The organism is Komagataeibacter sp. SM21 (genome assembly GCF_041402665.1).
Lineage (GTDB): Bacteria > Pseudomonadota > Alphaproteobacteria > Acetobacterales > Acetobacteraceae > Komagataeibacter > Komagataeibacter saccharivorans.
Genome location: NZ_JBGLOV010000006.1, coordinates 94,970 through 120,351, shown reverse-complemented (window position 1 = coordinate 120,351; position 25,382 = coordinate 94,970). Strand labels below are relative to the sequence as shown.

The following is a 25,382-nucleotide window of genomic DNA, read 5'->3' as shown; positions in this document are numbered from 1 at the left end:
GCCTGCACCCAGATGCTGTCCACCCTCATGCGCAGTTTTTCGAACGACGTCCGATGGGCCGCCATGCGCACCACGGCGGCCTACAGTGCGCGTGCGCTCCTGTCTGTCGGTATTGCGCTGTTCCTGGCCTTCACCTTCCAGCTCCAGTCCCCCATGAGTTCGGTCACGACCGTCATGATCGTGGCCAATCCCACGGTGGGCGCGCTGGTATCCAAAAGCGTATGGCGTGTGATCGGCACCATTATCGGGGCCTCCATCAGCGTGGGGCTCATGGCGGTATTCGTGCAGTCACCCACGCTGTATTTCATGGGGCTGTCGGTCACGGTGGGACTGGCCTGCATGGCCGCGACCTTCCTGCGGCTGTTCCGCGCCTACGCCGCCGTGCTGACGGGCTATACCATCGTCATCATTTCCGCCCCGGCGTTTGACGACCCTGACGGCATCTTCCTCAGCGCCATGTCGCGCCTGTCGGCGGTGGTGGTGGGGATCGTGACCACGGCGGCAGTATTCATGGTGACATCGCCGCGCCGGTCGGACACGCTTTTTGTCCAGATCCATGACCTGTTCCGCGATACGGTCAGCTACATCCTGTCCTTCCATCAGGGTTACAGCACGGTCCCCGCGCAGAACCCCGATGCCCCGCCCGCAAGTACTTTCCGCACGCTGCCCGCCACCTTCCATGACAGCCGCGCCGCCATGCTGGCGCGCATCGGGCGGCTGTCGGACGCGGTGGAATACGCAGCGACCGACAATTACGACATAAGCGTGCGCCAGCGCGAAATCCGCGCGGGGCTTGCCCGCCTGTCCGGCATTGTGGCGTCCTACCATCCACACACCGTCACGGCGTCCAATACGGCGGAAGACCGCGCGGTGCATGGCGAAATCGTATCCATGCTGCAATATCTCATGGACCTTACCGCCGACAGCCCGCTGGAATCCATCTGGACCCTGGGATGCGCACGCATAAGCCAGACGCGCGCCATCATGATCGCGCAGGCCCGTGACAGCCATTCGCCCCAGTCGCTGCTGTTCCTTGACGATATTCAGGATCTGCTGGGCCAGATCGAAACCGCGCTGCAGGACCTTTCCCGCCGGGGCAGCGCCGGGCGACGCCTGCGGCTGCAACCCTATCTGGAATGGCCGACCGCACTGCGTAACGGCGCGCGGGGCGCAACGACGACCATGCTGACGGCGCTGATCTGGTACGTGCTGCACTGGACGGCGGGGCCGACCATGATGCTGTATGTCGTGGCGGCGGCCAGCCTGCTGTCCACCCTGCCATCGGCTTCCCGCGCGGCGGGACTTATGGCGTCGGGCACTGCGCTGGGAGTACCGGCGGGACTGTTATGCCATATCTACCTGCTGCCGCAGATTGATGGCTATCCGCTGCTCTGGCTTACGCTGTGCATCATGCTGCTGCCCGGCGTGTGGCTGCAGTTCCATCCCAAGGTGGGGATCGGGGCGTTCGGCTACTGCGTGTTCTCGACCATCATGCTGCAGATCAACAACCCGATCCACTATTACAACGACATAAGCCTGATGAACGGCTGGCTGGCGCTGCTTCTGGGCTGTGGCATGCTGGTGCTGTCGTTCCGTGTGATCCTGCCGCCCAACCACCGGCTGGACGCGGCCCGCCTTGTCAGTTCCCTGACGCGCAGCCTGCGCAGGCTGGCGCTGTCAGGGCGCAGGCAGGGAAAAGAGTGGCTGGTATGGGAAAATCTTCAGCTACAGAAGGTACTGCGTCTTGCGATGCGCCTGTCCTTCTTCGCAAGGCCCGCGGCCATGCACCAGTATATCGACGCGGCACTGGCCACCCTGTCGCTGGGGCGGCTGATCGAGCGTGTGCGCATGATCGCCACAAGCCCCGATGTCACCCCCGCCCAGCGTGGTGCGATTTACGACGCGCTCGACGCCTTTTCCGAACTGGCGCACAACCCGCTGCTGACCGCGAACGCGCTGCGGCGGGCCGCCGGGGTGCTCTGTCCGCCCGATGCGATAACGCAGCGTCCCGCAGCACAGGTCGAAGCCATGGCCTGTCTGGAACAGGCCGCCCGGATCATCCATGACATTCCGGGCTTTCTGGACCAGCGCGGCCCGCTGCAATGGGGAGAGGACTACCCTGCGGCCCATCGCCCTCCCCTTGCCGCCGTCAGGCCGGAAGCCGGCTGAGAACCGAGAACGACACCGCATCCATCACGGTTGTATCGACTTCATCGCCGACCTTCAGGGTCTTGAGGAATTCCTGCATCGGCTTCTGGCGCACCAGCACGACGCGGGTGATTTCATCGGGATCGACAAAGGTGACCTGGTTGCGGGCCGTATCCACGCCCGTCACCTTCACACGTTCCCGCTTGAAGGAAATCATCATGCCATGCGGATGCTGGCCGGTGCGGGTGCCCGCTGCATTTTCGGTCGATTCCGGCACCGGCGTACCGGGGGCGGCGATGGACGCGTCAATGGTGCGGACGATACGCAGGCCGATCTTGTCGCCCGCATGCAGCACCGGCAGCTTGGCACGCAGATCGGGGTCCACGCGCACGGTGTCCAGATTGCCCGCCTTGTCCCGCAGCAGGATCATCCCGGCGTCATGATCCACACTTTCGACCGTCGCGGTCGCAAGCTGGTTGCCCACGATAACCGGCGCCTGCGCCATGGCCGGCATGGCCACACCGGACAGACCGGCGGCCCCACCCACAACAGCCGTCGCCAGCGCCACGGCAACCCGACGGGATGCAAACAGCTTTTTATTCATACTTCAGGTTTCTTCCCTTATTATCAATGAATGCGAATCCCTGTGACCGGGGTTACACCCGGTCCAGCTTCCCCTATTCCGTAACGCAGGGCAACGCACAGATATCCAGCCGTTACCGTGCGGGGCACTCATGCGTCAGGCGTAATCCGGCACGCCGGGCATGACCGCAAAGCCCGGCAAGGCACGCAGGCCGCGCGCCCAGCGCCGCAATGCCGGGCATGTATCGCGCTCCACCCCCACATCGGCGGACAGCGCGAACACGACAAACAGCATCACATCGGCAATACTGGCCGCAGGGGCCGCGAACCAGTCATGTCCGTCCATCTCACGCACGGCCATGTGGTCTTCCATCCGGCGCAGCACGGCATCCAGCGCCCCGGTCGCGGGCGGGACCGGCATGGCGGTGGCCAGCGCCGCGCCACGGGCGGATGCCAGCGTATCGAGCGCACTGACACCAAAATCCAGCCAGTCCAGAATGGCCCATTCATGCGCGGGATCAAGCCATGCCCGCGCCACATCGGGCTGGCGGGCAATGTAATGCAGGATCGTGCCGGGCCGGGTCAGCCTGACGCCAGCGCATTCCAGCACGGGCGGGCATTCCCCCGCCAGCAGGCCATCCGCATGGTGCGGGGCGGGCAGGTCCATATCCACCGCCTGCATGCGGCATTCCACACCCATAAGCGACAGACCCAGACGCACGGCGTAGCTGCGCACATCCGGCGTCCAGTCATACAGCACCCTGTCCGCGCTCATGCCAGTTCTCCCATGATCGTCGCGGTCGGATTTCCGCTTTCCACCGCATCGCGCAGGCGCGACGCCCAGTGCGACAGCGCAACCGGGGTCGGGGCCGGTTCCCCGCTCCGCGCGCATACGACATGCAGCATGGCCTGCCCCGCGACGGGTTCATGCACCGCAAGGCCGACGGAGCCGCGCCAGGCCATGCCATCCACCGCCTCAAGGCCGATCGCCTGCCGCAACTGCGTGGCGCCACGGCGTACATGCACGCTGCGCACCGGCTGCACATCATCGGGCCAGTGCGTGGCATGGACGGGGAAGCCATCCGTCCCTTCCATGTTGACCCATGCCAGTCCGGCCTGTTCGCGCACGCCATAGGCCCGCACATGGATCGAAGCCGGAACCCGCACCTGCGGATGGGCCGGGATCAGCCTGCACCGCCCGGCGGCACCGAACTGCCAGCCATGGTACAGGCACCCCATCGCATCCCCGCGCACGAAGCCGAAACTGAGCCGCATGCCGCGATGGGGGCAGCGATCCTCCCACGCATGCAGGCTGGCGGCGGGGGTATCCTCACGCCACAGCACGACTTCATGCCCGTCGATCCGCACGCCCGCGACCTCGCCGGGGCGTATGTCGGACAGGACACTGACCGAATGCCATCTTTCCATGCAGTTTCCGCTCCCCCTATACATCCGGCCCGGCCAGTACATGCGCGTTCAGGCGCGACCGTCCCATCTTTTCACGCAACCATATGGCGTGCCATCACTGGTGCAGCTAACATTACACCGTCGTTACGGCAATGCGCCCCGCGCAATGGATCATCCACCCCCAACAGGAACCGGGCCATGACATCAATCCCTTCTGCCGCCGAAACCGTTCTGGGCGAATGGCATGTGATCAGCCCGCTGTCGCAACTGCGCACCATGCCGACCGATACCATGCTGCTGGACCGGCACATCACCTTCGGCCATGACAGCCGGGGCGAACCGTTTGCCTGTGACGTGGCGGAAAAGCGCATGCTGCCGGTGCAGGCGCGCTATGGCTGCCTGTGGACCTGCCTTGGCACGCCAAAGGGCGATATCGCGGCCATTATGGAAGCGGACGAGCCTGACCGCAGGGTGGTGGATTGCGGGGTGTTCACGGTGCGCACCTCCGCGCCGCGCATTGTCGAAAACTTCCTCGACATGGCGCATTTCCCGTTTGTGCATACCAACATCCTCGGCGCTGAACCGAATACGGAAGTTGCGCGCTACACCATTGAAATGCGCGAAAACGGCAACGAGGTCTGGGCCACGGACTGCCATTTCTACCAGCCGCAGGCAGCCCTTTCGGCCACGGGCGGAATCGAGACCGAATACCTGTACCGCGTGGCGGGACCGTTCATTACCCTGCTGTACAAGACCTGCCCCGCGCAGCCCGAACGCTTTGATGTCATCACCCTGTTCGTCCAGCCCATGACGCAGGAATGCAGCCGCGCGCATCCGGTCATGTTCCTGATCGATGATGTCTCCGCGCTCGATAGTCTGGTTGAATTCCAGCAGACCATATTCCTGCAGGACCGCATCATCCTGGAAAACCAGCGCCCACGTCGCCTGCCGCTTTCCGGCGGGGCGGAGGTGCCGACAATGGCCGATCGCATGTCGGTCGCCTACCGCCGCTGGCTGCGTGACCGCAATGTCGCCTACGGCACCATAAGCTGAACACCTGCACATAGCGCATTACGCCTGTTCACCCCGTGGGGCTGTCGGTGCGGGGTGCTTGGTGTAAATCTGCAGCATTGCCAGACAGCGCACGTCAGGAAGAACAGACATGACCGAACAGAACACGCAGGATGCCTTTGAACAGGGCAAGGCCGCAGCGACAAAGGGTGAGCCGCTGATCGAAAACCCGTTTGATGAAACCCTGCCCGCTTACGCCGAATGGAACAAAGGCTGGTGGAGCGTACGCGAAAACGACGGTGATTTCGACCCGTTTGCCGCGTAATGCGCCCAGGTCCCGCAGGGCCGCCCGGTCATTGAAACGTGACCGCTCCCCGGATTGTGGGGGCGCGCGGCGTGTGGAATTATTCAGGGCGACGGTTCGTTGATTACGAAAACGGCGACTGTCCTCAGGGTAAGGCGGCATCGGCAACGATGCCGCCTTATTTGTATCCGGTAACCGTCAGGACCGCGCCGATACGCTGCCGGGGGCATCGGGCTGCGCCTGCACCACCGGGCGCCTTGCCCGCGCGCTGAAGCGGAAGGCCAGCATTGCCCCCGCCGATGTCAGGAAAATGGGTATCCACATGTCATGCCCGACCTGTGTGAACTCGATACCCAGTGCAACGGCGGTCAGCGGCATGGACATGAACGTGCCCAGAAAGGCGATACCTCCCAGCAGGGCCACGGTGCCGACTTCCACCGGCGGCAGCCACAGGTTCCATACCGATGCCAGCACGCTCGCCAGCAGGGCACCCATGGTCAGGCTGGGTGTCAGCAGGCCACCCGCCGCACCAGCGCGCAGCGCGCCCATGATGACGATGATCTTCAGCACCAGCAGGCTGCCCGCAAGGCCAGGCCCGAGCTGCGCCGACAGCGCCAGTTGCATCGGCCCGCGCCCGTTACCGGGCAGTTGCGGGTAGAAGCAGGTCAGCACCCCAAGGGCGGGAAACACCAACAGACACCACCCTATGCGCGAAAGACCTTTCGCCGCCCGGTTCTGCGCCACACCCGCCAGCCGCTTGACCCCCTGCGCGCCAATCCCGATGACCGGCCCCGCGCACAGCGCCCACAGTACCACGGGGGCCGTAACCGCCATCGGACCGATTGCATACTGATGCACGTTGCCCAGCACCGCCCACGGCACGAACGCCCCGATGGCCGATGTCGCAACCGCGCACAGCACGGCGCGCTGCCCCACACTGGCCAGCAACACTTCCAGTATGAACAGCGCACCACCCAGCGGCACGTTATAGACAGCCGAAAGCCCCGCCCCCGCGCCACAGGCGATGATGATGCGCCGGTCTTCGGCCGTAAGGCCCATTACCCGCCCCGTGCCCGTGGCCAGCACGGCACCCAGTTCACGCGGCGCAACCTCCCGCCCCAGTGGCGAACCCAGCGCCACCGTCACGATCTGCAGCAGGACATGCACCACGGTAGACAAAGGCGGCATGACCCTGCCGCTGCCGGGCTGCTTTCCAACGGCTGCGGCGATGCTGACCAGTGGCCTGCCAAAACGCCCAAGCGCCCACCAGCCCACACCCGCCACCACGCCCGCCATGCACAGCGCGGCAAACCGCCGCCATGGCGGGGCTGCACTCACGCCCTGTACGAAGTTGTGCGGACCACCCACCTGCCCGTAGCCATAGGCCAGATGCTGGATCGTGTGCAGCATTACGGACAGCGCAATACCCCCCAGCCCGGACAGGACACCCGTACCGATGACCGCCACCATCATGGCGGGCCATGGCGAGGTTGAAGCCGGAGCAGACGGGGAAGAAGCGGAAGCTGTCATGATTGCATCAGGTATGCCGGATAAGGGCCGGGGCGCAAGATGGGTTTCAGAAGCGCAATGACAGGCTGGACATGTAATATGTCCCGCTGCTGCCACCCGCGCGCGTCAGCGCGGATGAGGTCATGAACCGCGCCAGTGTCTGCGCCCATGAAAGATGGGGATCGATCGTCCATGTCAGCGTCGCCTGCGGGGCAGAACCGATAAACCGCCCCGCATACTGGAACGCGTACTGCGACCCCGGTCGCGACACGGGCGCCTGTGTCGAATACCGCCAGTATACCGGGTAGCGCGCCTGCACGCTGAGCGATCGGTAGAAGGTCATCCGCAGTTCCGGCCCGATATCGATCATGTTCGATTCGGATACGGTCAGCGAGGAATCGACATAAGGCAGTTGCGGGTTGAAGGGCTGGACGTAGGTGCCGATCGTATTGCGCCGCGCGTCACCACCTGAAAACACATCCGCCTGCATGGCGATGAAACTGTGGAACCGGTCACGCGGGATGCGGTAGCCCACCGTTGCGTTGACAGACCACGCATCGATGGGACGCGCGGGGCTGTTTGGCCCGGTGGCCCGGAAACTGCCCCCCTGCCATATCCCCCCGGTGGAAAATTCGATCGGGCCTGCAATGCCATGCCAGCGGCCACCGAAATTGTTACGCGTGGCCGAACCCGACTGCACCGTAAAGGCGGGAGTGGACACGGCGGACAGCGCGCCATCCACCTTGGTGCCCAGATAGAACAGGTCGAGGAACGAATACCCCGTCTGCCCGGCAAAGGTGAAATCCGGTGGCGCCCATGTCGTCGCCACCCCGTACAGCCGCGTGCCGTAATCCTGCGTATCATGAAACATGCCGCGCGGCGTGATGTCGGTGCCGACGAAATCCCACGCATCCACGCGCACACGCGGCCAGACCGCGTATGTCCTGAACCCGTTCCACGCCAGCGGCACGCTGGAAGACATACGGTAGTACAGAACATAGGACGGCATATCCAGGAAAGCCTGCCGCCCGAACAGGAATCCCGCCTTTGCCCCGGCCACCTGTCCCTTTACTTCAACAAACGCCTGCTGTGCATCCAGATGCTTGCGGTACGTGCTGCCGTATCCGTAAGCCGCCCATCCCCCGGCATCGGCATTGACCAGTTCGCCATACAGCCGCACATGCGTGCCCACATGCACATCCGCCCCATACAGGTTACGCACCGCAAAACGCCCGGAATCCGTTACATGCGCGCTTCCCATAAGGGGACGGTTCTCGAACCAGTTGCGCACCCGCGTCTCGCCCGAAAAACTGACCCATACCTGACCATTCCCGGTGATCGGGACGTATTTCAGCACATCGAACGGATCATCATGCTTCGTTGCGTTGCGCAGGAAGCTCCAGTCCTCCGCCCAGCGTGCGACGCTGTACAGACCCACCGCGCCGAAGCCTGAATCCTCCGCGTTGTCACGGTTGAACACGCCCCAGTCATACCGGTGGCCGGATGGATGGCGGTACGCCGTGGCGGAGGGACGGATGGGCTGACCCACCGGACTGGGCGATGGCAGGTACTCGGCCGGGGGCGGCACGGGGGCGGCTGCATGAACCTGAATGGTTTCGGACGCGGGACGGGCCGTGATGCTGACCGATGCCAGCGCGGAAGAAACCGGCACACAGCAGGCCAGGGCGCCAAGGCATCCCCTTGTGGTGTGGGACGGGACGAACATCCTGCGGGGCAGGACGGAAGGTACGGACATACGCTGAAAAGAAGCCTTTCGTTACGGATGCTTTCCAATACCGGCATTTATCCCCGCCGCAACCCCGGATCACCCCAAAAGGTGTGCAGGACGGCAACACATGGATAAAGGAACGACCTGCCTGAAAGACTGTAGCAACTTCATATTGCTTCGAGATATAGTTGCATGTACGGAATTACAGACAATAAAAAATTTCAGGGGCAAGGCAGGAAGGGAACACAATGAAATTCGTAATTGCCATCATCAAGCCGTTCAAGCTCGATGAGGTACGCGAGGGGTTGCACTCCATCGGTGTGGACGCGCTGACGGCAACCGAAGTGAAGGGATATGGCCGCCAGAAGGGCCAGACCGAAATCTATCGCGGCGCTGAATACAACATCCAGTTCCTGCCCAAGATCAAGCTTGAGATCGCGGTGCCGGACAGCCAGTGCGACAAGGTGGTCGAAGTGATCCAGAGCGCTGCCTGCACCGGCAAGATTGGCGATGGAAAGATTTTTGTCCTGGATCTGGAACAGGCAATACGGATCAGAACACAGGAAACCGGAGAAAACGCACTGTGATCACGAAGATTGGCAAGAAAGCCGCACTGGCGGGAGCGGTTATCGGCGCCCTGACCACCAGCCTGCCCGCCCTTGCGGCGGATGCGCCCGCCCCTGCGATCGACACCGGCGACACGGCATGGATGCTGACCAGCACCGCACTTGTGCTGATGATGACCATTCCGGGTCTGGGCCTGTTCTATGCCGGCATGGTCCGCAAGAAGAACGTCCTTGCCACACTCATGCAGTCGTTCGCGATCTGCTGCATCATGACGGTGGTGTGGATGGTGCTGGGCTACAGCCTGGCCTTCACCTCCGGCAATGCCTTCATCGGCGGCCTGTCGCGCGTGATGCTGAACGGTCTGGGGGCCGGTATTTCCAAGGGGGCGGATGTACCGTTCACCATGGCGGCGGGCACATCGGCCGCAACGACCATGACCATCCCCGAAAGCGTGTTCATGACGTTCCAGATGACGTTCGCGATCATCACCCCTGCCCTGATCGCGGGTGCGTTTGCCGAACGGATGAAATTCAGTGCGCTGTGCCTGTTCACCGTGCTGTGGTCGCTGCTGGTTTACGTGCCCGTCGCCCACTGGGTCTGGGGGCCGGATGGCTGGGTCGCAAGCCGGATCGGGGCCATTGACTTCGCCGGTGGCACGGTCGTGCATATCAATGCCGGTATCGCCGGTCTGGTGGCGGCACTGGTGATCGGACGGCGCAAGGGCTATGGCGTCGATGACCTGTCTCCCTACAACCTGACCTATGCCATCATCGGTGCATCGCTGCTGTGGGTTGGCTGGTTCGGCTTCAATGCGGGTTCCGCCGCCGGGGCGAATGGCCGCGCGGGCATGGCCATGGCCACGACCCAGATCGCCAGCGCCGCCGCGGGCGTGTCCTGGATGTGCGCCGAATGGATGAAGACCGGCAAGCCGACGGTTCTGGGCATCATTTCGGGTGCCGTGGGCGGCCTTGTGGCCATTACCCCGGCATCGGGCTTCGTGCTGCCGGGCGGTGCGCTGGTCATCGGCCTTGCGGCGGGTGTGATCTGCTTCTGGGGTGCAACCGGCCTGAAGCACATGATGGGCTATGACGACAGCCTTGACGCGTTTGGCGTGCATGGCATTGGCGGGATTGTCGGCGCGCTGCTGACGGGCGTGTTCGCCTACGGACCGCTTTCCGCCACCGACGCCAGCCCGGAAGGCGTCAGCGGTTCGTTCGCGCAGTTCATCGCGCAGGCGGAATCCGTGGGTGTCACCATCGCATGGTGCGCGGTGCTGACATTCATCATCCTCAAGGTCGTGGACCTGACGGTTGGACTGCGGGTTTCCACGGATGAGGAAATGGAAGGTCTCGACATGGCCCTGCATGGCGAGCGGATCAACTCCTGATCCCTTCTTTCCCCTGACCCTAAATGGAAAGGGCGGCCCCGATGGGCCGCCCTTTTTTTATGTCCGTCATTATGCCGCAGGCCCTGCGCAATACGCCTGTGGCCGGTGGATCAGAACGCCTGTGAAATACCCGTCAGGATCGTCCGGCGCAGCCCGTACTGCGGTGCCCCCACGCCGATGCCCGTCCCGCTGCGCAGCATGTAGGGATGGTCGAACAGGTTCGTCACATCCAGCCGCAACTGCGTGGTGCGGAAGAAGGGGGAGTGGAACAGATCGCGGAAGGACTGCACGACCGACATGTTGAACGTCGCATATTGCGGCACCACACCCCCATTGGGAATATCGGTATCCTGCCGCAATCCGCTGCCATAGACCATGGTTGCCGACAGCCGGGTGGGATGGCCGGTGCGGTGGAAGAACGTGTACGCGCCCCCCGCCGATGCGGTCCAGCGCTGGTCATGATCCAGATGTACCCAGCGATGGCTGATATAGTTCAGGTCCTCGGGGTCGAAATTGAACTGCGCGCTGGTGATGTCCTTCCCGATCGCGCGCGACCATGCGAGATTACCGTATAGCGAGAGCGGCCCGCGATCATAGGACGTGGCGAACTCATATCCGTTCACCTGTCCACGCCGGTAATTGAACCCCGTCAGGATGATGGGCGCGCCGAACTGCCCTTCATCAATCAGGTTATGGGCCAGCTTGTAATAGGCGTCGAAGGAGACGCGTAACCCCGGCACGATCACCTGTTCGATCCCGGCATCGAAGTAGTGATCGCGTTCAGCCTTGACCGTGCCATTTCCCGTTGAGGGTGCCGCGGCGGAGGTATTGGCGAACTGCTGCAGGTCCGCACCGCCCACGACCTCAAACGGCGGGGGCGTGAAGTACCGCGAATATCCCGCATGCAGGGTCGCCCCCTTCCACGCGCGCCAGACCACGTTTATGCGCGGGCTGAGCTGGTGTTCATTGGTATATTCACCCACACCATCGAACCGCAGGCCGTAATTGACCGTCACGTTGCGCAGGGGCTGCCATTCATCCTGCACGTACAGGCCATATATGTCGCCCGTGCGGCCATTGCCGGTATGGATTTTGACGGGCTGGTCATTTGCATCGAATACCGTTGCATCCGCCTTGGTTATGTTCCGTTCCGCAAAGACCTGAAAGCCGAAGCGGATGGTATGGTCAGGCCGGACGCGCCATGTCACGTCGCTCTGGGTGCCGGTGGACATGACCGAGCGTTCGGCATGCTGGCTGATACCCATATAGGCCAGATCACCCATATTCGGGTCGGGGCTGTAGCCAAGGCTGCTGTAGCGCGAGAAAACCGATGTCTGCAGGCTGAACGCCCCGATATCCTTCTGTAGGGACAGGATACCGAAATCGGTGATTTCCTTCTGGCGTTCATTCAGGTTGCCGCTGGACGGGGCGCCGGGCAGCAACCGGGTATAATCATCACCAAACAGCGGCTGGCCGGCAATATTGGGCAACTGGTACTGCGCGTTCGATACACCGGCAATCAGGCTGATACGGGTATTTTCATCCACCGTGTACCGTAAATGGCCCAGAAAATGATACTGGTTGCTCAGGTCATGCGGCGCGTTGAACGCGGCTGTCGTGTTCTCGATCCCGACACGGTCATGCACGTAATCGGCGGTCAGGAAATAGTCCCATTTCCCGAACTGTCCCCCATATTGGGCGGAAGGGAAAAAGTAGTCCCGCGCACCGCCATAGATCGAGACATTGCCCCCCTTGTTGGTTGCGCCATTCTTGGTCGTGATGTCCACCACCCCGGCCTGAAGGAAGCCGTATTCCACCGGCAGCGCGCCAGTGGTCAGGGAAAGGTTGTCGGCAAAACGGGTCATGAGCGTCTGACCGAATACATTCATGCCTTCAGGCAACTGGACGCCATCAAGGCGGAACTGCACCTCGTTATGGTCGCCACGCACATGGATCTGCCCGTAACTGTCCTGCGCCACGCCGGGGGCCTGCAACAGCACGGAATTCAGCCCCGCATTGTCGCCGCCGGGAATGGTTTCAAGCGCCTTGCGGCTGAAGGCATGTACCGTCGCCCCTGTCGAAGGCTGCAACTGCACGCGGGCACGGTCCAGTTTCGCGGTCACGGTCATTGTATCCGGGGCGGAGGACAGGTGCGTGACACCGGTATCCGCCGCCTGCGTGCCGGTGGTGGCGGACGGGGTCGCGGCCGTCACGGTCTGGGCGATTGCGGCACCCGGCGGGGTCAGCGCCGTCATGGCCACGAGCATGGCGGGAGGCAGGGAACGGGAGGAAAACCATAAGCGCATCATGGTGAAACGGGCTCGCATCCGGAGGGAAGATTTCGGGATGCGCAGCTTTATTTGGTACAATATAACATAACAATATGAAAATGCAGGCCATGCGCCGCCAATCGGTACATGTTGTATTTTCGCAACATAAAATCAGGCAGCCGATCCGCGCGCCCGCTACCGGGCATGCAAACGCCTCATGTCGCCCCGGATGGGAACAGTGTCAGGAAGGATCAGGAGGGGAGAAAACCATTTCACGCTTGCGCCCGCAGGCGCGCCGGACCGCGCACCGCACGGGGCGATGCCGGCAGACGTACACACCGGAAAACGTCCACCTTTTCAGGCTGGAACTGTCATAAGAACCGGCGGATGGACTGGTATGCGCTCAGTCGCTCGGGGGCGTTTCCATAACGACGGGCGGCAGGCGCGGCCCCTCGCGCAGATAGGCGTTGAGGAAGGTGCGCACGGCCGAACGGGCGATGAAATCAATATGCGCCTGATCCGTATTGACCGGCAGTTGCAGGCGCGCCCGCGCGGCAATGCGGGTCTGGCACAGGGCATAAAACTGTTCGGCGGCGAAAACCGGGTCGGGAATGTTCAGGATACCGGCATCGTTATGCTGCATGAGCCATGCGGACAGGATGTTGATCGCCTTCTGCGGACCATGTTTCCAGAAGGTTTCGGCCAGTGTGGGGAACTTGCCCGCTTCGGAAATGATGATGCGGTTGAGCATGAGTGACAGCGGCGAAGTCAGCAGCCGGATCATGGCGACCGCCAGATGTTCCAGCGATTCCGTAAGGTTGGCCCCTTCGTCAATCCGGCTGAACAGTAGCGGCATCTTTTCACACGCGCATTCTTCCACAAAGGCGGAGAAGAGCGTGGCCTTGCTGTCGAAATAATTATACAGCGTCCCCTTCGATACCCCGGCATCGCGCGCGATGCCGGACATGCTGGCGCCTTCATATCCATTTTCGGCAAAAACACGGGCGGCACCAGCCAGTATCTGCTGGCGCTTGGCAGCGGAGGCACCGGAAAGCGGGCAGTCCTGCGCCTGCATCTGGCCTGAATGGTCTGGCGTAGCGCCCATTGAAATCATCCTGCTCCCAAGTCGGTGCGTACTTTCGATTGACCCCGTGAGGAAAGCCGATAGGCTAGGGGACTGACCGAACTGATCGGTCATTCATGCCATGGTAGCGAAACCATGCCGTGCAGGACAGATTTATATTAACTGTTACAGGGACAACAGGGGGCCGCGTTGGTGGGTAGGGGAATTTCATGGCGCACGGCAGTGGTCGGGTTGTCGGTCGTGACCGCCGGGTGCGCGGTCGGCCCGAATTTCCATAAACCCACACCGTGGACGCCCAAACAGTATGGCGGCCCGGACCGGATTCAGGCCGCAACCGACGCGAAAGGCCAGCCGCCCAAGGTCGAAAGCCAGATCACGTCCGATGAACCGGATGCCGCATGGTGGAATATTTTCCACGATGCGGAGCTGACAAAGCTTGAGCAGCGCGTGGCGACAGACAACCTTGACGTGCGCCGCTATGCGTACCGCATGGCCCAGAGCCGCGCGGAACTGCGCATTGCCGGTGCGGAACGCTACCCTGCCATGTCGGCTACCGGTTCGTATGCGCGCCAGCAGTATAGCACCAAGATGCTGCAGCGTATCGTGACCGATGTGGAAAGCGATCCGCAACTAAGCAATAACCCTGTATTTTCCCAGTATGCGCCCTCTCCCGGCCAGGCCAAGATTCCCCTGTTCAACCAGTGGCGCGACAGCATCGACGCCACATGGGAAGTTGACCTGTGGGGCCGCGTGCGCCGCCAGTACGAAGCTGCCGCCGCCGAAACGCAGGCCACGAACGAAGCCCGGCGCGGCATGCTGATTTCGCGCCAGTCCGAAGTGGCGCGCGATTACATGGAACTGCGTAACACGCAGGAACAGCTACGCATCGTGATGGAAAACCGCGATGTGGCGAAATCCATGCTGGACCTGAACCAGCAGCGTTACAGCAAGGGACTGGCCAGCAATCTGGAAGTGGAACAGGCCCGCGCGCAGTATGAAAATACGCTGGCGCAGATCCCCCAGCTTGGGCAGCAGCTTACCGTGCAGGTCAATGCGCTGAGCCTGCTTATGGGTGAGCCGCCGCGCGCCCTGTCCGATGAACTGCTGACCGCATCGGCCATTCCCCCCGTGCCGCCGCGCGTGCCGGTGGGCGTACCGTCCGAACTGGCCCGCCGCCGCCCCGATATCCGCCGCGCGGAAGCCAACCTGCATGCGGCCATCGCACAGGTGGGCGAGGCCGTGGCCGAGTTCTATCCCCGCGTCACCATCAATGCGGGTTTCGGGTTCGAGTCCCTGTCCTTCCGCGATCTGGGGTTCTGGAACGCCAAGGCGTGGAATGTCGGCCCCTCCATCACGCTGCCCCTGTTTCAGGGCGGCAGGCTGCGTGGACAGCTTGAACTGCGCAAGGCCGCGCAGAAGGAAGCCGCCATTTCGTACCAGCAGACCGTGCTGGGCGCATGGCACGACGTGGACAACGCCCTTACCGCCTATACGGACGAGCAGATCCGCAACGACAACCTGGCCCAGCGCGCCGATGCCAGCCGTCACGCCCTGCAACTTGCACAGGACCAGTATCGTAACGGTATGGTCACGTACCTGACCGTGCTGGATACACAGCGCCAGTATCTGTCCGCGCAATCCGACCTGACCACCAGCCGGGCCACCATATCGGGCAATCTTGTGCGCCTGTACAATGCGTTGGGCGGTGGATGGGAGACGACCTACCCCGAACCGGTCCGTCGCACGAAGCAGACTGCCACCACCCCAACCCCGGTTGCGACCGGATCGCAGGCGGCTTCGCCTGCTCCTTCCACTGCACGTCAACCCGCATGACACTGCGTTAAAGGCTTGGCGCGCACGCCCCTTGCTAGTATAAGCCGCCCCGTTCCCGACTGGCTGGCCAGTGGCCGCCATGTGGAACCACGGCGCAGGGATCTGTCATAATGATTACATTGCCCCCCGATTATCGCCCTTCGGAGGATGAGGAGTTCATGAACCCGCAGCAGGTGGAATATTTCCGCCTGAAGCTGTTGAGATGGCGGGCCGATCTGCTCAAGGAAGCGGATGAGACGCTGGCCAGCCTGTCTGAAGGCGGTATCCACGAAGCGGATATTACCGACCGCGCCAGCGTCGAGACCGACCGGGCGCTGGAACTGCGCACGCGTGATCGCGCACGCAAGCTGATTTCCAAGATCAACCAGGCCCTTCAGCGGGTTGAGGCGGGCACCTATGGCTACTGCGAGGAAACGGGCGAACCCATCGGCCTGAAACGGCTGGAAGCCCGCCCGATCGCCACCCTGTCGATCGAAGCGCAGGAACGCCATGAACGCATGGAACGCATTCATCGCGACGACTAGTACGCCCTTCCAACCGGCCAGCAGCCCCAATTAGTCAGAACACGGCAAATAAGGGGTTGCCAGCCGGGACAGGAAAAGTTAGGAAGCGCGCATACAGTGCTGCTGTAGCTCAGTGGTAGAGCACTCCCTTGGTAAGGGAGAGGTCGACAGTTCAATCCTGTCCAGCAGCACCATGATTTCCCTATATTTTTTTGCTCCGCATTTTCGTGTCGTCTGGACCATATGGACCAGAGAATACCGATAGTGCGTCGATAGCCTTTTTCCGCCAGTCCGGACCGGGTGTCCGTAAACTCGTTCGATCATGGCGACCATCGCAAAAACACCCCGGCCATCGCCATTCAATGGCGTAGCATGTGCGGCATCATATACTTCAGGCCTGCTTTGGCGACGGGCCTGTTGAACACGGTCCTGATCCTCGCAGATCCGCTTCCCGCGATATCGACAGGCATGCACCGCCCCCCGCATCCATCACATATTCCTGAAGAGACCTGACCGCCCCTGACCGGACTGGTATGTCAGAACATGTCGTGACCGCTACCGCGGGAAAAGCGGGCCGCTACAGGCACCGCAGGGATTTGCACGTCTGCCCCTCAGGCTACAGACGTGCCAACCGTCAGGCGGGAATGTAAACAGCACAGCACCACATATGGAACAGACAGGGTAAAGCAGCACGGGTCGTATGTACCCGCTGGAGTTTTGGATGCGTATTCTTGTTACGGGCACTGCCGGATTTATCGGCTACCATATCGCACGCCGCCTGCTGGCGGACGGGCATAGGGTAACGGGCATCGACGGCATGACCCCTTATTACGATATCACGCTCAAACGCCAGCGCCACGCCATGCTACGCGCCTTTGACACCTTTGCCTGTAACGAATTCATGCTGGAAGATGCGCAGGCCGTCGGCGACGCATTCGCACGGTGCAGGCCGGAACTGGTGATCCATCTGGCGGCGCAGGCGGGCGTGCGGTACAGCCTGGAAAACCCCGGCGCCTATATCAATGCCAACCTTGTCGGTACCTACAACGTGCTGGAACAGGTCCGCCAGCATGCGCCCGGCCACCTGATGATGGCTTCGACGTCTTCCGTCTACGGGGCGAACCGGGATCTGCCCTTTGTTGAATCCCAACGCTGCGACCACCCGCTCAGCCTTTACGCCGCCACCAAGAAAGCGGCGGAGGAACTGGCCCATTCCTATTCCTATCTGTGGAAAATTCCGGTCACGGCATTCCGTTTCTTTACCGTTTATGGCCCATGGGGCCGACCGGACATGGCCCTGTTCCGGTTTACCGACAGCATACTGCATGACAGGCCGATCGACGTTTATAACAACGGCGATATGGCGCGGGACTTCACCTATATTGACGATCTGGTCGAAGCGGTGCGCCTGCTCTGTACGAAACCACCCTGCAAGGCGGGTGAAAGCGACCCCGGCGCCAGTCCGGTAGCACCTTATCGTGTCATCAATATCGGTAACGGCCAGCCTGTCAGCCTGCTGGCATTCATCGCGGCGATCGAGAAGGCGCTGGGCAGGACCGCCATCCGCAACAACCTGCCCATGCAGCCCGGTGACATGCCGCGCACATGGGCGGACTGTTCCGCCCTGCAGGCCCTGACCGGCTTCGCCCCCGCCACGCCCGTGCAGGCGGGCGTGGAGGAATTCGTTGCGTGGTACAGGGACTATTACAGGGTTCCCGCCGCTACCGCGCCCACGGAACAGGATTGCGGGCACGCGCTGTAAGCCGATGGGAAAACCAGAGCAGACAAAAAATTCGCCTGACCTTACGCCGGGTTATCCAGCCCAAGCCCCGCGATATCGACCGGTGGCCCCGCCAGCATGCAGGCCACTCCCGTGGCGCCATCCACAACCATGCGGATGTCAACCGGTCCCTCCGCCCCGAACAGGTCCGATGTGACACTGTAAGCCGGGCGCAGCGGTTCATCATGCTGCGCGTCATGGTGGACGATCTCCGTCATGATCCGGCCCAGAGCCTGTTCCAGCCCTTCCATCACCCGTGAAGGGGAAAGACGGGGACGATCCTGCACCTCATCCCCCATGCAGTGCAGTTCCAGCAGGCGTGCCCATGATGCCGATGGGATGAACAGGGGCATGCGCGTTCCATCATTATGACGTTCGGCATGCATGATGCGCCTTGTATTGGCCAGTCCGATAACATCGATGCGGGGCAGGTCATCGCCAATGCGGGCCGCAACCGTGCGGGGGGTATCAGTCATGGGTATCCCGTTCAGTCAAAATATGTGGGCAGTTTCACGATATCGGCGGCCGACAGGGCGGTGGAGATGAAAAAGCCCTGTATCCGCTCCGGCTTCATGGCCATGACCAGATCAAACTGGGCACGGTTCTCGATCCCTTCCACCGTCACTTCCATATCCAGTCCCTGCCCCATCTCGATCAGGCTGGACAGGACCATGCATGCGCCCCGGTCATCCACGATATTTGCGACCATGGACTGGTCGATCTTGATCTGGGAAAAGGGCAGTTCGCGCAGGTGGTTGAGAACGGTTGCCCCCCTGCCGAAATTATCAAGCGCAATATTGAACCCGGCCTGAGCAAGTTCGCGCAGATGGCGGATGCCCTGATCCGCCCGGCGGCCATGCAGCATGGCTTCTGTCACTTCCAGCACGAAACTGTCCGAGGCCATGCCGGAATGGCGCAGCGCCGCTTCAAACTCACGCCCGTAATCATCGCGGATCAGGTCCATACGCGACAGGTTGATGGCAAGCTGGCGCGGGGGCAGGTCGTGACTCTTCCACATGGCGACATTGCGCCGGAAGGCTTCGATCATGTTTGGCCCCATGGCCTGCGCCAGACCCGCATCCGTAAACACATCGGAAAAGTCTTCCGCCGCCAGCAGCCCGCGTTCGGGGTGATGCCAGCGCAGCAGCGCCTCGACCTGATCCATCTGCCGGGTGCGGCAGTTCAGGATGGGCTGGTAATAGATCTCGAACTGGTCATGTTCCACCCCGCAGCGTGCCTCGCTCAGGATCGTGACGCGCGCCTGTGCGCGTTCGCGCAGGGTCCGCGTAAACATCTGCGACTGCTTGCCGCCCGCGCGCTTGGCGGCATACATGGCCATATCGGCGTTTTTCTGCACATCCTCCATCGTATCGTTACCGTCAAGCAGCACAGCACCCACACTGCCCGCGACGCATACGGTCACCGTCTCGATATCGATCGGGCGCTCCAGAACGGCCTGAAGCCGGTCGAGGTACCGGTCCAGCGGCATGTCTTCCAGCGTCCGGTTCAGGATCACGGCGAATTCGTCCCCGCCCAGACGGCTGACCGGATCATCGGGATGCGTCAGTTCGATCAGGCGCGAAGCCACGGCCCGCAGCACGATATCGCCGGCATGATGGCCATGCACGTCGTTGATCTGCTTGAAGCCGTCCAGATCGAACATGACCAGTGCGGGCTGGATCGCCCCGCCTTCCCGACAATGCGCGATTTCATCGGCCAGTGCCGTATTGAAGCCCCCACGGTTGAGCAGTCCGGTCAGCGTATCCGTTTCCGCCAGTTCGCACAGACGGTCGCGGGTGTTCATCAGTTCGGTAATTTCGTAGCGGCTGGCCACATAGCCCAGTATCTGACCGTGCGCATCCATCTTGGGGATGATGGTGGTCGCGACCCAGTAAAGCGAGCCATCCCTGGCGCGGTTGCAGATATTGCCACGCCACAGTTCACCCGCGCCGATCGTGCGGTACATGTCGCGAAAGAAGTTGGCGTCGTGATAACCGGAATTGACAATACTATGGGTGGAACCGATCAGTTCCTCACGCGAATACTGGCTTATTTCACAAAAACGGTCATTCGCATATGTAATGACGCCCTGTCTGTCGGTAATGGCGACAATCAGGATATTGTCAACCAGATCAGCCCAGAAATCCACATCCTGACGTGTCAGTGCCCGCAGCCGATCATCGTGTTGCAATGCCATCTTCCTGTCTGAAAACCAAAGTAGAAAATGGGGCGTTATCCATTAAATTCAACTGACAATGGGTAGCGCCCCCTGACCCGGATGCGCCACCCCGGCAGGCGCACCATCTATTGCCCGGGAAGAATGAACGATCCACGCTCCTGCCCCGCACGGAACCATTCTTCCAGTGCCGCAGGTGGAAGGGGCTTGGCGAACAGGTAGCCCTGCATCACATCGCAACGCAGTTTTTCCAGCAGTTTATGCTGTTGCACCGTCTCCACCCCTTCGGTCACGACCGTCAGGCCAAGCCTGCTGCCAATGCCGATTACCGCCATGGTCACGGCCTGCGCATTTGTATCGTGTTCAAAATCATTTATGAAGCTGCGATCGATCTTGATTTCGCTCAGCGGCAGGCGCGTCAGGCGTGACAGGGAAGAATAGCCGGTACCGAAATCATCCATAGACAGCCCGACATCCAGCCTGCGGATGGCGTGCAGCACCTCTTCCGTATCACCGCTGCTGTCCATCATCACGCTCTCGGTAATTTCAACCGTCAGGCGGTTGGGCGTGAGGTTATGGTACTGAAGCAGGTTGGCGATATATTCGGGCAGGCCACGATTGCGGAAATGCACGGCTGAAAGATTGACCGAAACGGTGGGCACATGCACGCCGTCCTGATCCCATTTCATCATCTGCGTGCAGGCTTCCTTCAGCGACCAGCGGCCGATGGCCTCGATCTGGCCGGTTTCTTCCGCCACGGCGATGAAACGGGAAGGATAGATGTTTCCCAGCTTGGGATGATGCCACCGCGACAGGGCTTCCACCCCGTACAGGCCGCCGGTCATGGTTTCCACCTGCGGCTGGTAATGCAGGTTGAGCATGCCGCGCGCCAGGGAATCCCGCAGCGCCGAACCCAGCATCAGCCGGTCCTGCGCGACCTGGTTCTTCTCGCGTCCCGCAAAGCGGTAGACGCCGCGCCCGTCTTCCTTGGCCTGATGGGCGGCCACGTCGGCCAGGCTGAGCAGGGTTTCACTGTCCGGCCCGTTTTCGGGAAAGGTGCTGATGCCCACACAGCAGGAAATGCTGAGCGTATTTTCCCCCACCTGAAGGGGTCTGGCGATGGCGTTGATCAGCCCTTCGGCAAATTTTTCCGCCTTTTCATGCGAACAGTCGGGGATAACGATGATGAACTCATCCCCGCCCGAACGGCTGACGATGCATTCATCCTTCACCTGCGATCGGATGCGCCGCCCGATCTCGATCAGGAAACGGTCGGCGTTCACATGGCCAAGCGCGTCATTGATATCGCGGAAACGGTCAATATCGACCATGAACAGCGAAAACCGGCTGTTGCCGCCGCGCAGGATCAGACGTTCGATGACATTATGCAGCGACGAACGGTTCAGCAGGCCCGTCAGGCGGTCAAAATTGGAAAGCTGGGCAATATGCAGCCGTGTCTCGTTCTGTTCGATCGCCAGCGCGCAGAACGGCATGCAGGCGGCCACCACCCGGTCCGCCCATTCATGCGATTTTTCGCCCCCGCGCAGATAGATGGCGAAAATACCCATCACCTTTCCCGTGCGCGAGACAACGGGGGATGAACAGCACCGCACCAGCCCCAGCGAACGGGCCACCGACTGGTAGCTGTCCCATACCACCGCGTTGCTGGTGGCCGGGCTGCTGCCCAGTTCCTCCACCTGCGCATCGGTCAGCACCATGCTGTCCAGCCCGGCACGGAACCGGGCCGGCATGCCGGGGGCGGCAAGAACCTTGAGCGCATGCGCGCTGTCGATCAGGATAAGGGCGGCCATGCCATCGGGCACGAACCTGTCGGCCCGGCGGCACAGCAGTTCGCCCACTTCGCGTACCGTCTGGTCGGATGCCAGGGCCTGAAGCACATCGTTCTGCAGGACGAGTATCCTGCGCTGCCGGCTCTGTTCCGTCACGTCCTTCATGACGGCGATGTAATAGATCTTGCTGCTGCCGGTCAGTTGCACGCGGGAAATCGACAGTTCACCGCATACATATTCGCCAGTGGAACGCTGGAACTCGACTTCGCGGGATGTTCCGACAATCCGGCCTATTCCGGTTTCCCGGTTGCGGTCGATATAGCCGTTATGCTTCGCACGTTCCGGTAATGGTACAAGGCAGTTTACGTTCTGGCCCATGACCTGTTCACGCGGAAGACCCCATATCTCCTCGGCGGCGGGATTGAAGAAGATGATATTGTTATGCTCATCAATCACGACCATGGGGTCGATGGCCTGCTCCATGGCGGAAAGCAGGACATCGGCGCTAATCTCGGGCTGATCCACCATAAACTCCAGATCGTCGGGGCGCATGATGCACCATTTAAAGCCACGCTTCGTAATTGTGGCAGGCAGGCAGCCCATACCACATGCGCATCCGCTGCGTCAGTCCCGTCATGGTCGGGCAACAAAGCGTAAGACGCATGATGGATCTGGCGGTACGGTGCCGCTGCATCTGCATCCGAAGGGTGGTGGCCATATCACGTCCATCCCCGCCAGCACAGGACCATAAGCCATCCATCAGTCACGACGGCGTTCCAGATCCTGTGGCAGCATGCCCGCCAGCGGGCGGCAGGCATAGGCACTTTCGCCTTCCGGCTGGGGCATGTTCTGGCGCAGCTCGGCAGCACCTGCTGAAACCGCACGCCACGCCGCCTGCGCCAGCGCCTTGCGGCTGGGGAAATCCGCCGGGTCCAGCGGCGGGTGCAGCAGCACGGTCGCACGCATCGAACGCCATTTGACCAGTTGCCATACATGGGGGCCAAGGTCCATGTCCCCGTACCATGCGAAGACCGGGCGGCGCGCGCGGTTGACCGGCACGCCCTCAAGCTGGTCGTACACGACCGAAACCGGCTGGATCAGCGGGATCATGCCCGGCTTCGCGGCGATGGTGGCGGCCTCGCTCAACGGTTCGTCCGGCACCTTCCCCGCGGGCAGGCGCGGCGGCTTGGCGATGGCGAAAAAGGCAGACAGGAACGGCAGCACCCGTGACCCGTCCGACGATGTACCCTCGGGGAACAGGATCAGGTTGTCCCCTTCCACCATCAGGCGGTGCAGCATCTCGTCCCGCTCGCGGCCCGTGGTGCTGCGCTGGCGGCTGACGAATATGGTCCGCCCGATGCGGGACACCAGCCCCATGATCGGCCAGCCCTCGATATCGCCCTTGGCCACGAAATTGGATGGCAGCACGGTGCCCAGCACCGGCACGTCAAGCCATGTGGAATGGTTGGAGACGTAAATGACCGGCCGTTCGCCTTCGCGCCGGGCACGCCTGCCCCCCACGCCGCCCGCCCTGCGGCCAACCACGCGTATGCGCAGCGACAGAAGCAGGCACAGCCCGCCCCACACCATGCGCGTCCAGCGTATCTTGGCCGTGCCGGGAACCAGCAGCAGGACCGCCTCGAACCCGACTGAAAGCGGCACCCACACCGTAATGGCGGCCAGCCGTCCCACGCCACGGGCGGTACGGGCATATTCACGCAGGCGGCCCGACGGGGTGACGGACATGGTCGCGATGGCCCGCGCGGCATCCGAACCCGCTTCAGGGGCGATCACCTGCCGGGAGGCACGTCGCGCGGGCAGGGACTGGACAGGTGGTGTGGAACGACGCCGGGTAAAGCGGCGGATGAAATCGGCGATCATGCGCCTATCCATAGCCCGCCATCATGGCACGCGACAATATAGGGCGGCAGGACAGTCTGGCTGCCGTGTCATGCATGCAACGCGCGCGGTGTGCGCCCGCCCGTCATCGTGCCGTCATATTGCCCGGCGACAAGGAATACGGACCGGCGCGGATGGCCTGTGTCCCGTCCGCCGCTGGACCGGACGTGATGACCGGTCCATGCTAGGTACTTATCCCTGAGGAGTTTTTCCCCATGTCCGCATGCAGCCGTCGCGGCGTCCTGTTCGCCGCCACGACCGCCTTCACCCTTCTTGCGTCCCTCCCGCACGGCCCCGCGCGGGCGGCGGATGATGTACTGAACGTGCTGACATGGTGCGATCATGAAGACCCTGAACTGCTTGGCCCCTTCGAGCAGGCCAACAGGGTACGCATCCACTTCAAGGACATCGACAGCGGCGATGCCACCCGCACCATCCTGCGCCAGTCCAGGCCGGGAGACTGGGACGTGGTGATCATGGATGAAACGGATGCCCCCCGTCTGGCCATGGCCGGGATGCTGCAGCCGCTGGACCCCGCCGATTTTCCCGCAGCCGAAGTGCCAGCCCCCATCGCCGATCCGGCAATCGGGTCCTATGACGGCAGGCTGTATTCCGTGGCGGAGAAATATGGCTTCAATGCCGTAGCCTTCAACCGCACGCGGGTAGACCCGGCGGATATGGAGGACATCAACGCCATCTGGCAGCCACGCCATCACGGGCGGATCGCGATATATGACAGCTACCTGCCGGTCCTGTCCTATATCGCGCTGGCCATGGGCCTTGATCCCGCACACCTGCACGATACCGACCTGCCCGCCCTGCGGGACAGGCTTGTCACCCTGCGCGCCAGCGCCACACTGGTGGGGGACATGGCCACGGTGCAGCAGGCGCTGGCGGATGGTCAGGTGGATATTGTCGTGGGCGGTGGCGCATGGACCACGGCGGGCGTGGGTGAAGGCGGCGCGGTGGCGACGGCCGATGCGCAGCCCCCCGCCACAGCCCGGCGCCCGGAGCTGACCTTTACCGTGCCCCGGCAGGGGGGCATACGCTGGCAGCACGGGATTTCGATTGTCGCCACATCGCAGCGCAAGGCGCTGGCGCTGGCATTCGCGCAGTATCTGCGCACGCCTGCCGCGCAGGCGCGGCTTGCCACATCATCATGTTACTGGGGCATGCCCGCCAGTCCGCTTGCCCCGCTGGATGATGCGGCCCGCGCCGCGCTGCACTGGGACCAGCAGCCGGGCTATATCGCCGCAAGCCATCCCTACCCCATCGTTGACGAGGCCATGGATGGCAGGCTGCATGCGTTATGGGACGGCGTGATGAAGGACAGTACTCCCGTCACGCCCACCACGGTCACGCCCGCCACAGACAATGCGGATGACGGCACAGCCGGTCCCTGA

General features: G+C 62.3%; 21 protein-coding genes and 1 tRNA gene. 10 read left to right on the top strand and 12 right to left on the bottom strand.

The genetic code is table 11. The features are described from left to right. Positions 1 to 12 precede the first annotated feature (12 nt). On the top strand, positions 13 to 2,169 hold the full coding sequence (locus tag ACBR42_RS08335) for an FUSC family protein (protein ID WP_371207714.1): 2,157 nt from the start codon (positions 13 to 15) through the stop codon (positions 2,167 to 2,169). On the opposite strand, the gene ACBR42_RS08330 is transcribed toward ACBR42_RS08335, so the two are convergent. From ACBR42_RS08330 to ACBR42_RS08320, 3 genes are all read right to left on the bottom strand, one after another. Next, entirely contained in the window at positions 2,150 to 2,752 is a 603-nt protein-coding gene (locus ACBR42_RS08330; RefSeq protein WP_102325413.1) for a preprotein translocase subunit YajC, read from the bottom strand. The two genes, ACBR42_RS08335 and ACBR42_RS08330, sit on opposite strands and share 20 nt — an antisense overlap. 135 nt (positions 2,753 to 2,887) lie before the next feature. Beyond that, complete coding sequence (locus tag ACBR42_RS08325) at positions 2,888 to 3,505, bottom strand: glutathione S-transferase family protein (protein WP_371207713.1); 618 nt, start codon at positions 3,503 to 3,505, stop codon at positions 2,888 to 2,890. Further along, on the bottom strand, positions 3,502 to 4,158 hold the full coding sequence (locus tag ACBR42_RS08320) for a Rieske 2Fe-2S domain-containing protein (RefSeq protein WP_371207712.1): 657 nt from the start codon (positions 4,156 to 4,158) through the stop codon (positions 3,502 to 3,504). The genes ACBR42_RS08325 and ACBR42_RS08320 overlap by 4 nt, the downstream gene beginning before the upstream one ends. Positions 4,159 to 4,335: 177 nt before the next feature. On the opposite strand from ACBR42_RS08320, the gene ACBR42_RS08315 reads away from it, so the two are divergent. Together ACBR42_RS08315 and ACBR42_RS08310 are read left to right on the top strand one after the other, a co-directional pair. Further along, positions 4,336 to 5,190, top strand: a complete 855-nt coding sequence (locus ACBR42_RS08315; protein WP_371207711.1) for an aromatic ring-hydroxylating dioxygenase subunit alpha — start codon at positions 4,336 to 4,338, stop codon at positions 5,188 to 5,190. Between the two features lie 109 nt (positions 5,191 to 5,299). Then, entirely contained in the window at positions 5,300 to 5,473 is a 174-nt protein-coding gene (locus ACBR42_RS08310) for a hypothetical protein (RefSeq protein ID WP_162900425.1), read from the top strand. 177 nt (positions 5,474 to 5,650) lie between these two features. Here the strand turns inward: ACBR42_RS08310 and ACBR42_RS08305 are convergent, their stop codons facing one another. After that, a complete protein-coding gene (locus ACBR42_RS08305) occupies positions 5,651 to 6,925 on the bottom strand; it encodes a chloride channel protein (protein ID WP_110547296.1) in 1,275 nt (424 codons plus the stop codon). A gap of 103 nt (positions 6,926 to 7,028) precedes the next feature. Beyond that, positions 7,029 to 8,717 carry an alginate export family protein gene (locus tag ACBR42_RS08300; RefSeq protein WP_371207710.1) on the bottom strand — a complete coding sequence of 563 codons (1,689 nt, stop codon included), beginning with the start codon at positions 8,715 to 8,717 and terminating at the stop codon, positions 7,029 to 7,031. 221 nt (positions 8,718 to 8,938) lie between these two features. Here ACBR42_RS08300 and ACBR42_RS08295 point away from each other — a divergent pair, with 221 nt between their 5' ends. Together ACBR42_RS08295 and ACBR42_RS08290 are read left to right on the top strand one after the other, a co-directional pair. Continuing rightward, positions 8,939 to 9,277, top strand: coding sequence for a P-II family nitrogen regulator (locus tag ACBR42_RS08295; RefSeq protein WP_102325407.1), 339 nt, complete (start codon positions 8,939 to 8,941; stop codon positions 9,275 to 9,277). A 26-nt stretch (positions 9,278 to 9,303) separates the two neighbouring features. Continuing rightward, entirely contained in the window at positions 9,304 to 10,644 is a 1,341-nt protein-coding gene (locus tag ACBR42_RS08290; protein ID WP_371207733.1) for an ammonium transporter, read from the top strand. 110 nt (positions 10,645 to 10,754) lie between these two features. On the opposite strand, the gene ACBR42_RS08285 is transcribed toward ACBR42_RS08290, so the two are convergent. Together ACBR42_RS08285 and ACBR42_RS08280 are read right to left on the bottom strand one after the other, a co-directional pair. Then, positions 10,755 to 12,953, bottom strand: coding sequence for a TonB-dependent receptor (locus ACBR42_RS08285; RefSeq protein ID WP_371207709.1), 2,199 nt, complete (start codon positions 12,951 to 12,953; stop codon positions 10,755 to 10,757). Between the two features lie 364 nt (positions 12,954 to 13,317). Continuing rightward, entirely contained in the window at positions 13,318 to 14,019 is a 702-nt protein-coding gene (locus ACBR42_RS08280) for a TetR/AcrR family transcriptional regulator (RefSeq protein ID WP_102325404.1), read from the bottom strand. A gap of 171 nt (positions 14,020 to 14,190) precedes the next feature. Between ACBR42_RS08280 and ACBR42_RS08275 the strand changes: the two genes are divergently transcribed. From ACBR42_RS08275 to ACBR42_RS08260, 4 genes are all read left to right on the top strand, one after another. Continuing rightward, a complete protein-coding gene (locus tag ACBR42_RS08275) occupies positions 14,191 to 15,831 on the top strand; it encodes an efflux transporter outer membrane subunit (RefSeq protein WP_308410035.1) in 1,641 nt (546 codons plus the stop codon). A 110-nt stretch (positions 15,832 to 15,941) separates the two neighbouring features. Further along, positions 15,942 to 16,355 carry an RNA polymerase-binding protein DksA gene (dksA, locus tag ACBR42_RS08270; RefSeq protein WP_102325402.1) on the top strand — a complete coding sequence of 138 codons (414 nt, stop codon included), beginning with the start codon at positions 15,942 to 15,944 and terminating at the stop codon, positions 16,353 to 16,355. A gap of 98 nt (positions 16,356 to 16,453) precedes the next feature. Continuing rightward, positions 16,454 to 16,528, top strand: a tRNA-Thr gene (locus ACBR42_RS08265). 527 nt (positions 16,529 to 17,055) lie between these two features. After that, positions 17,056 to 18,096 carry an NAD-dependent epimerase/dehydratase family protein gene (locus ACBR42_RS08260; RefSeq protein WP_371207708.1) on the top strand — a complete coding sequence of 347 codons (1,041 nt, stop codon included), beginning with the start codon at positions 17,056 to 17,058 and terminating at the stop codon, positions 18,094 to 18,096. 41 nt (positions 18,097 to 18,137) lie between these two features. Here ACBR42_RS08260 and ACBR42_RS08255 read toward each other — a convergent pair whose 3' ends face one another. From ACBR42_RS08255 to ACBR42_RS08235, 5 genes are all read right to left on the bottom strand, one after another. Beyond that, positions 18,138 to 18,590 (bottom strand): hypothetical protein, encoded by a 453-nt coding sequence (locus tag ACBR42_RS08255; protein WP_371207707.1) that lies wholly within the window; start codon positions 18,588 to 18,590, stop codon positions 18,138 to 18,140. 11 nt (positions 18,591 to 18,601) lie between these two features. Further along, the gene (locus tag ACBR42_RS08250; protein ID WP_371207706.1) at positions 18,602 to 20,311 is read right to left on the bottom strand and encodes a putative bifunctional diguanylate cyclase/phosphodiesterase; all 1,710 of its coding nucleotides are present in this window, start codon (positions 20,309 to 20,311) and stop codon (positions 18,602 to 18,604) included. Positions 20,312 to 20,418: 107 nt separating this feature from the next. After that, the gene (locus ACBR42_RS08245) at positions 20,419 to 22,632 is read right to left on the bottom strand and encodes an EAL domain-containing protein (protein ID WP_102325398.1); all 2,214 of its coding nucleotides are present in this window, start codon (positions 22,630 to 22,632) and stop codon (positions 20,419 to 20,421) included. A gap of 10 nt (positions 22,633 to 22,642) precedes the next feature. Beyond that, complete coding sequence (locus tag ACBR42_RS08240) at positions 22,643 to 22,798, bottom strand: hypothetical protein (protein WP_181417373.1); 156 nt, start codon at positions 22,796 to 22,798, stop codon at positions 22,643 to 22,645. A 41-nt stretch (positions 22,799 to 22,839) separates the two neighbouring features. After that, a complete protein-coding gene (locus ACBR42_RS08235; RefSeq protein ID WP_243705154.1) occupies positions 22,840 to 23,961 on the bottom strand; it encodes a 1-acyl-sn-glycerol-3-phosphate acyltransferase in 1,122 nt (373 codons plus the stop codon). Between the two features lie 233 nt (positions 23,962 to 24,194). On the opposite strand from ACBR42_RS08235, the gene ACBR42_RS08230 reads away from it, so the two are divergent. After that, positions 24,195 to 25,382: an extracellular solute-binding protein gene (locus ACBR42_RS08230; RefSeq protein WP_371207705.1), complete on the top strand. Its 1,188-nt coding sequence runs from the start codon at positions 24,195 to 24,197 to the stop codon at positions 25,380 to 25,382.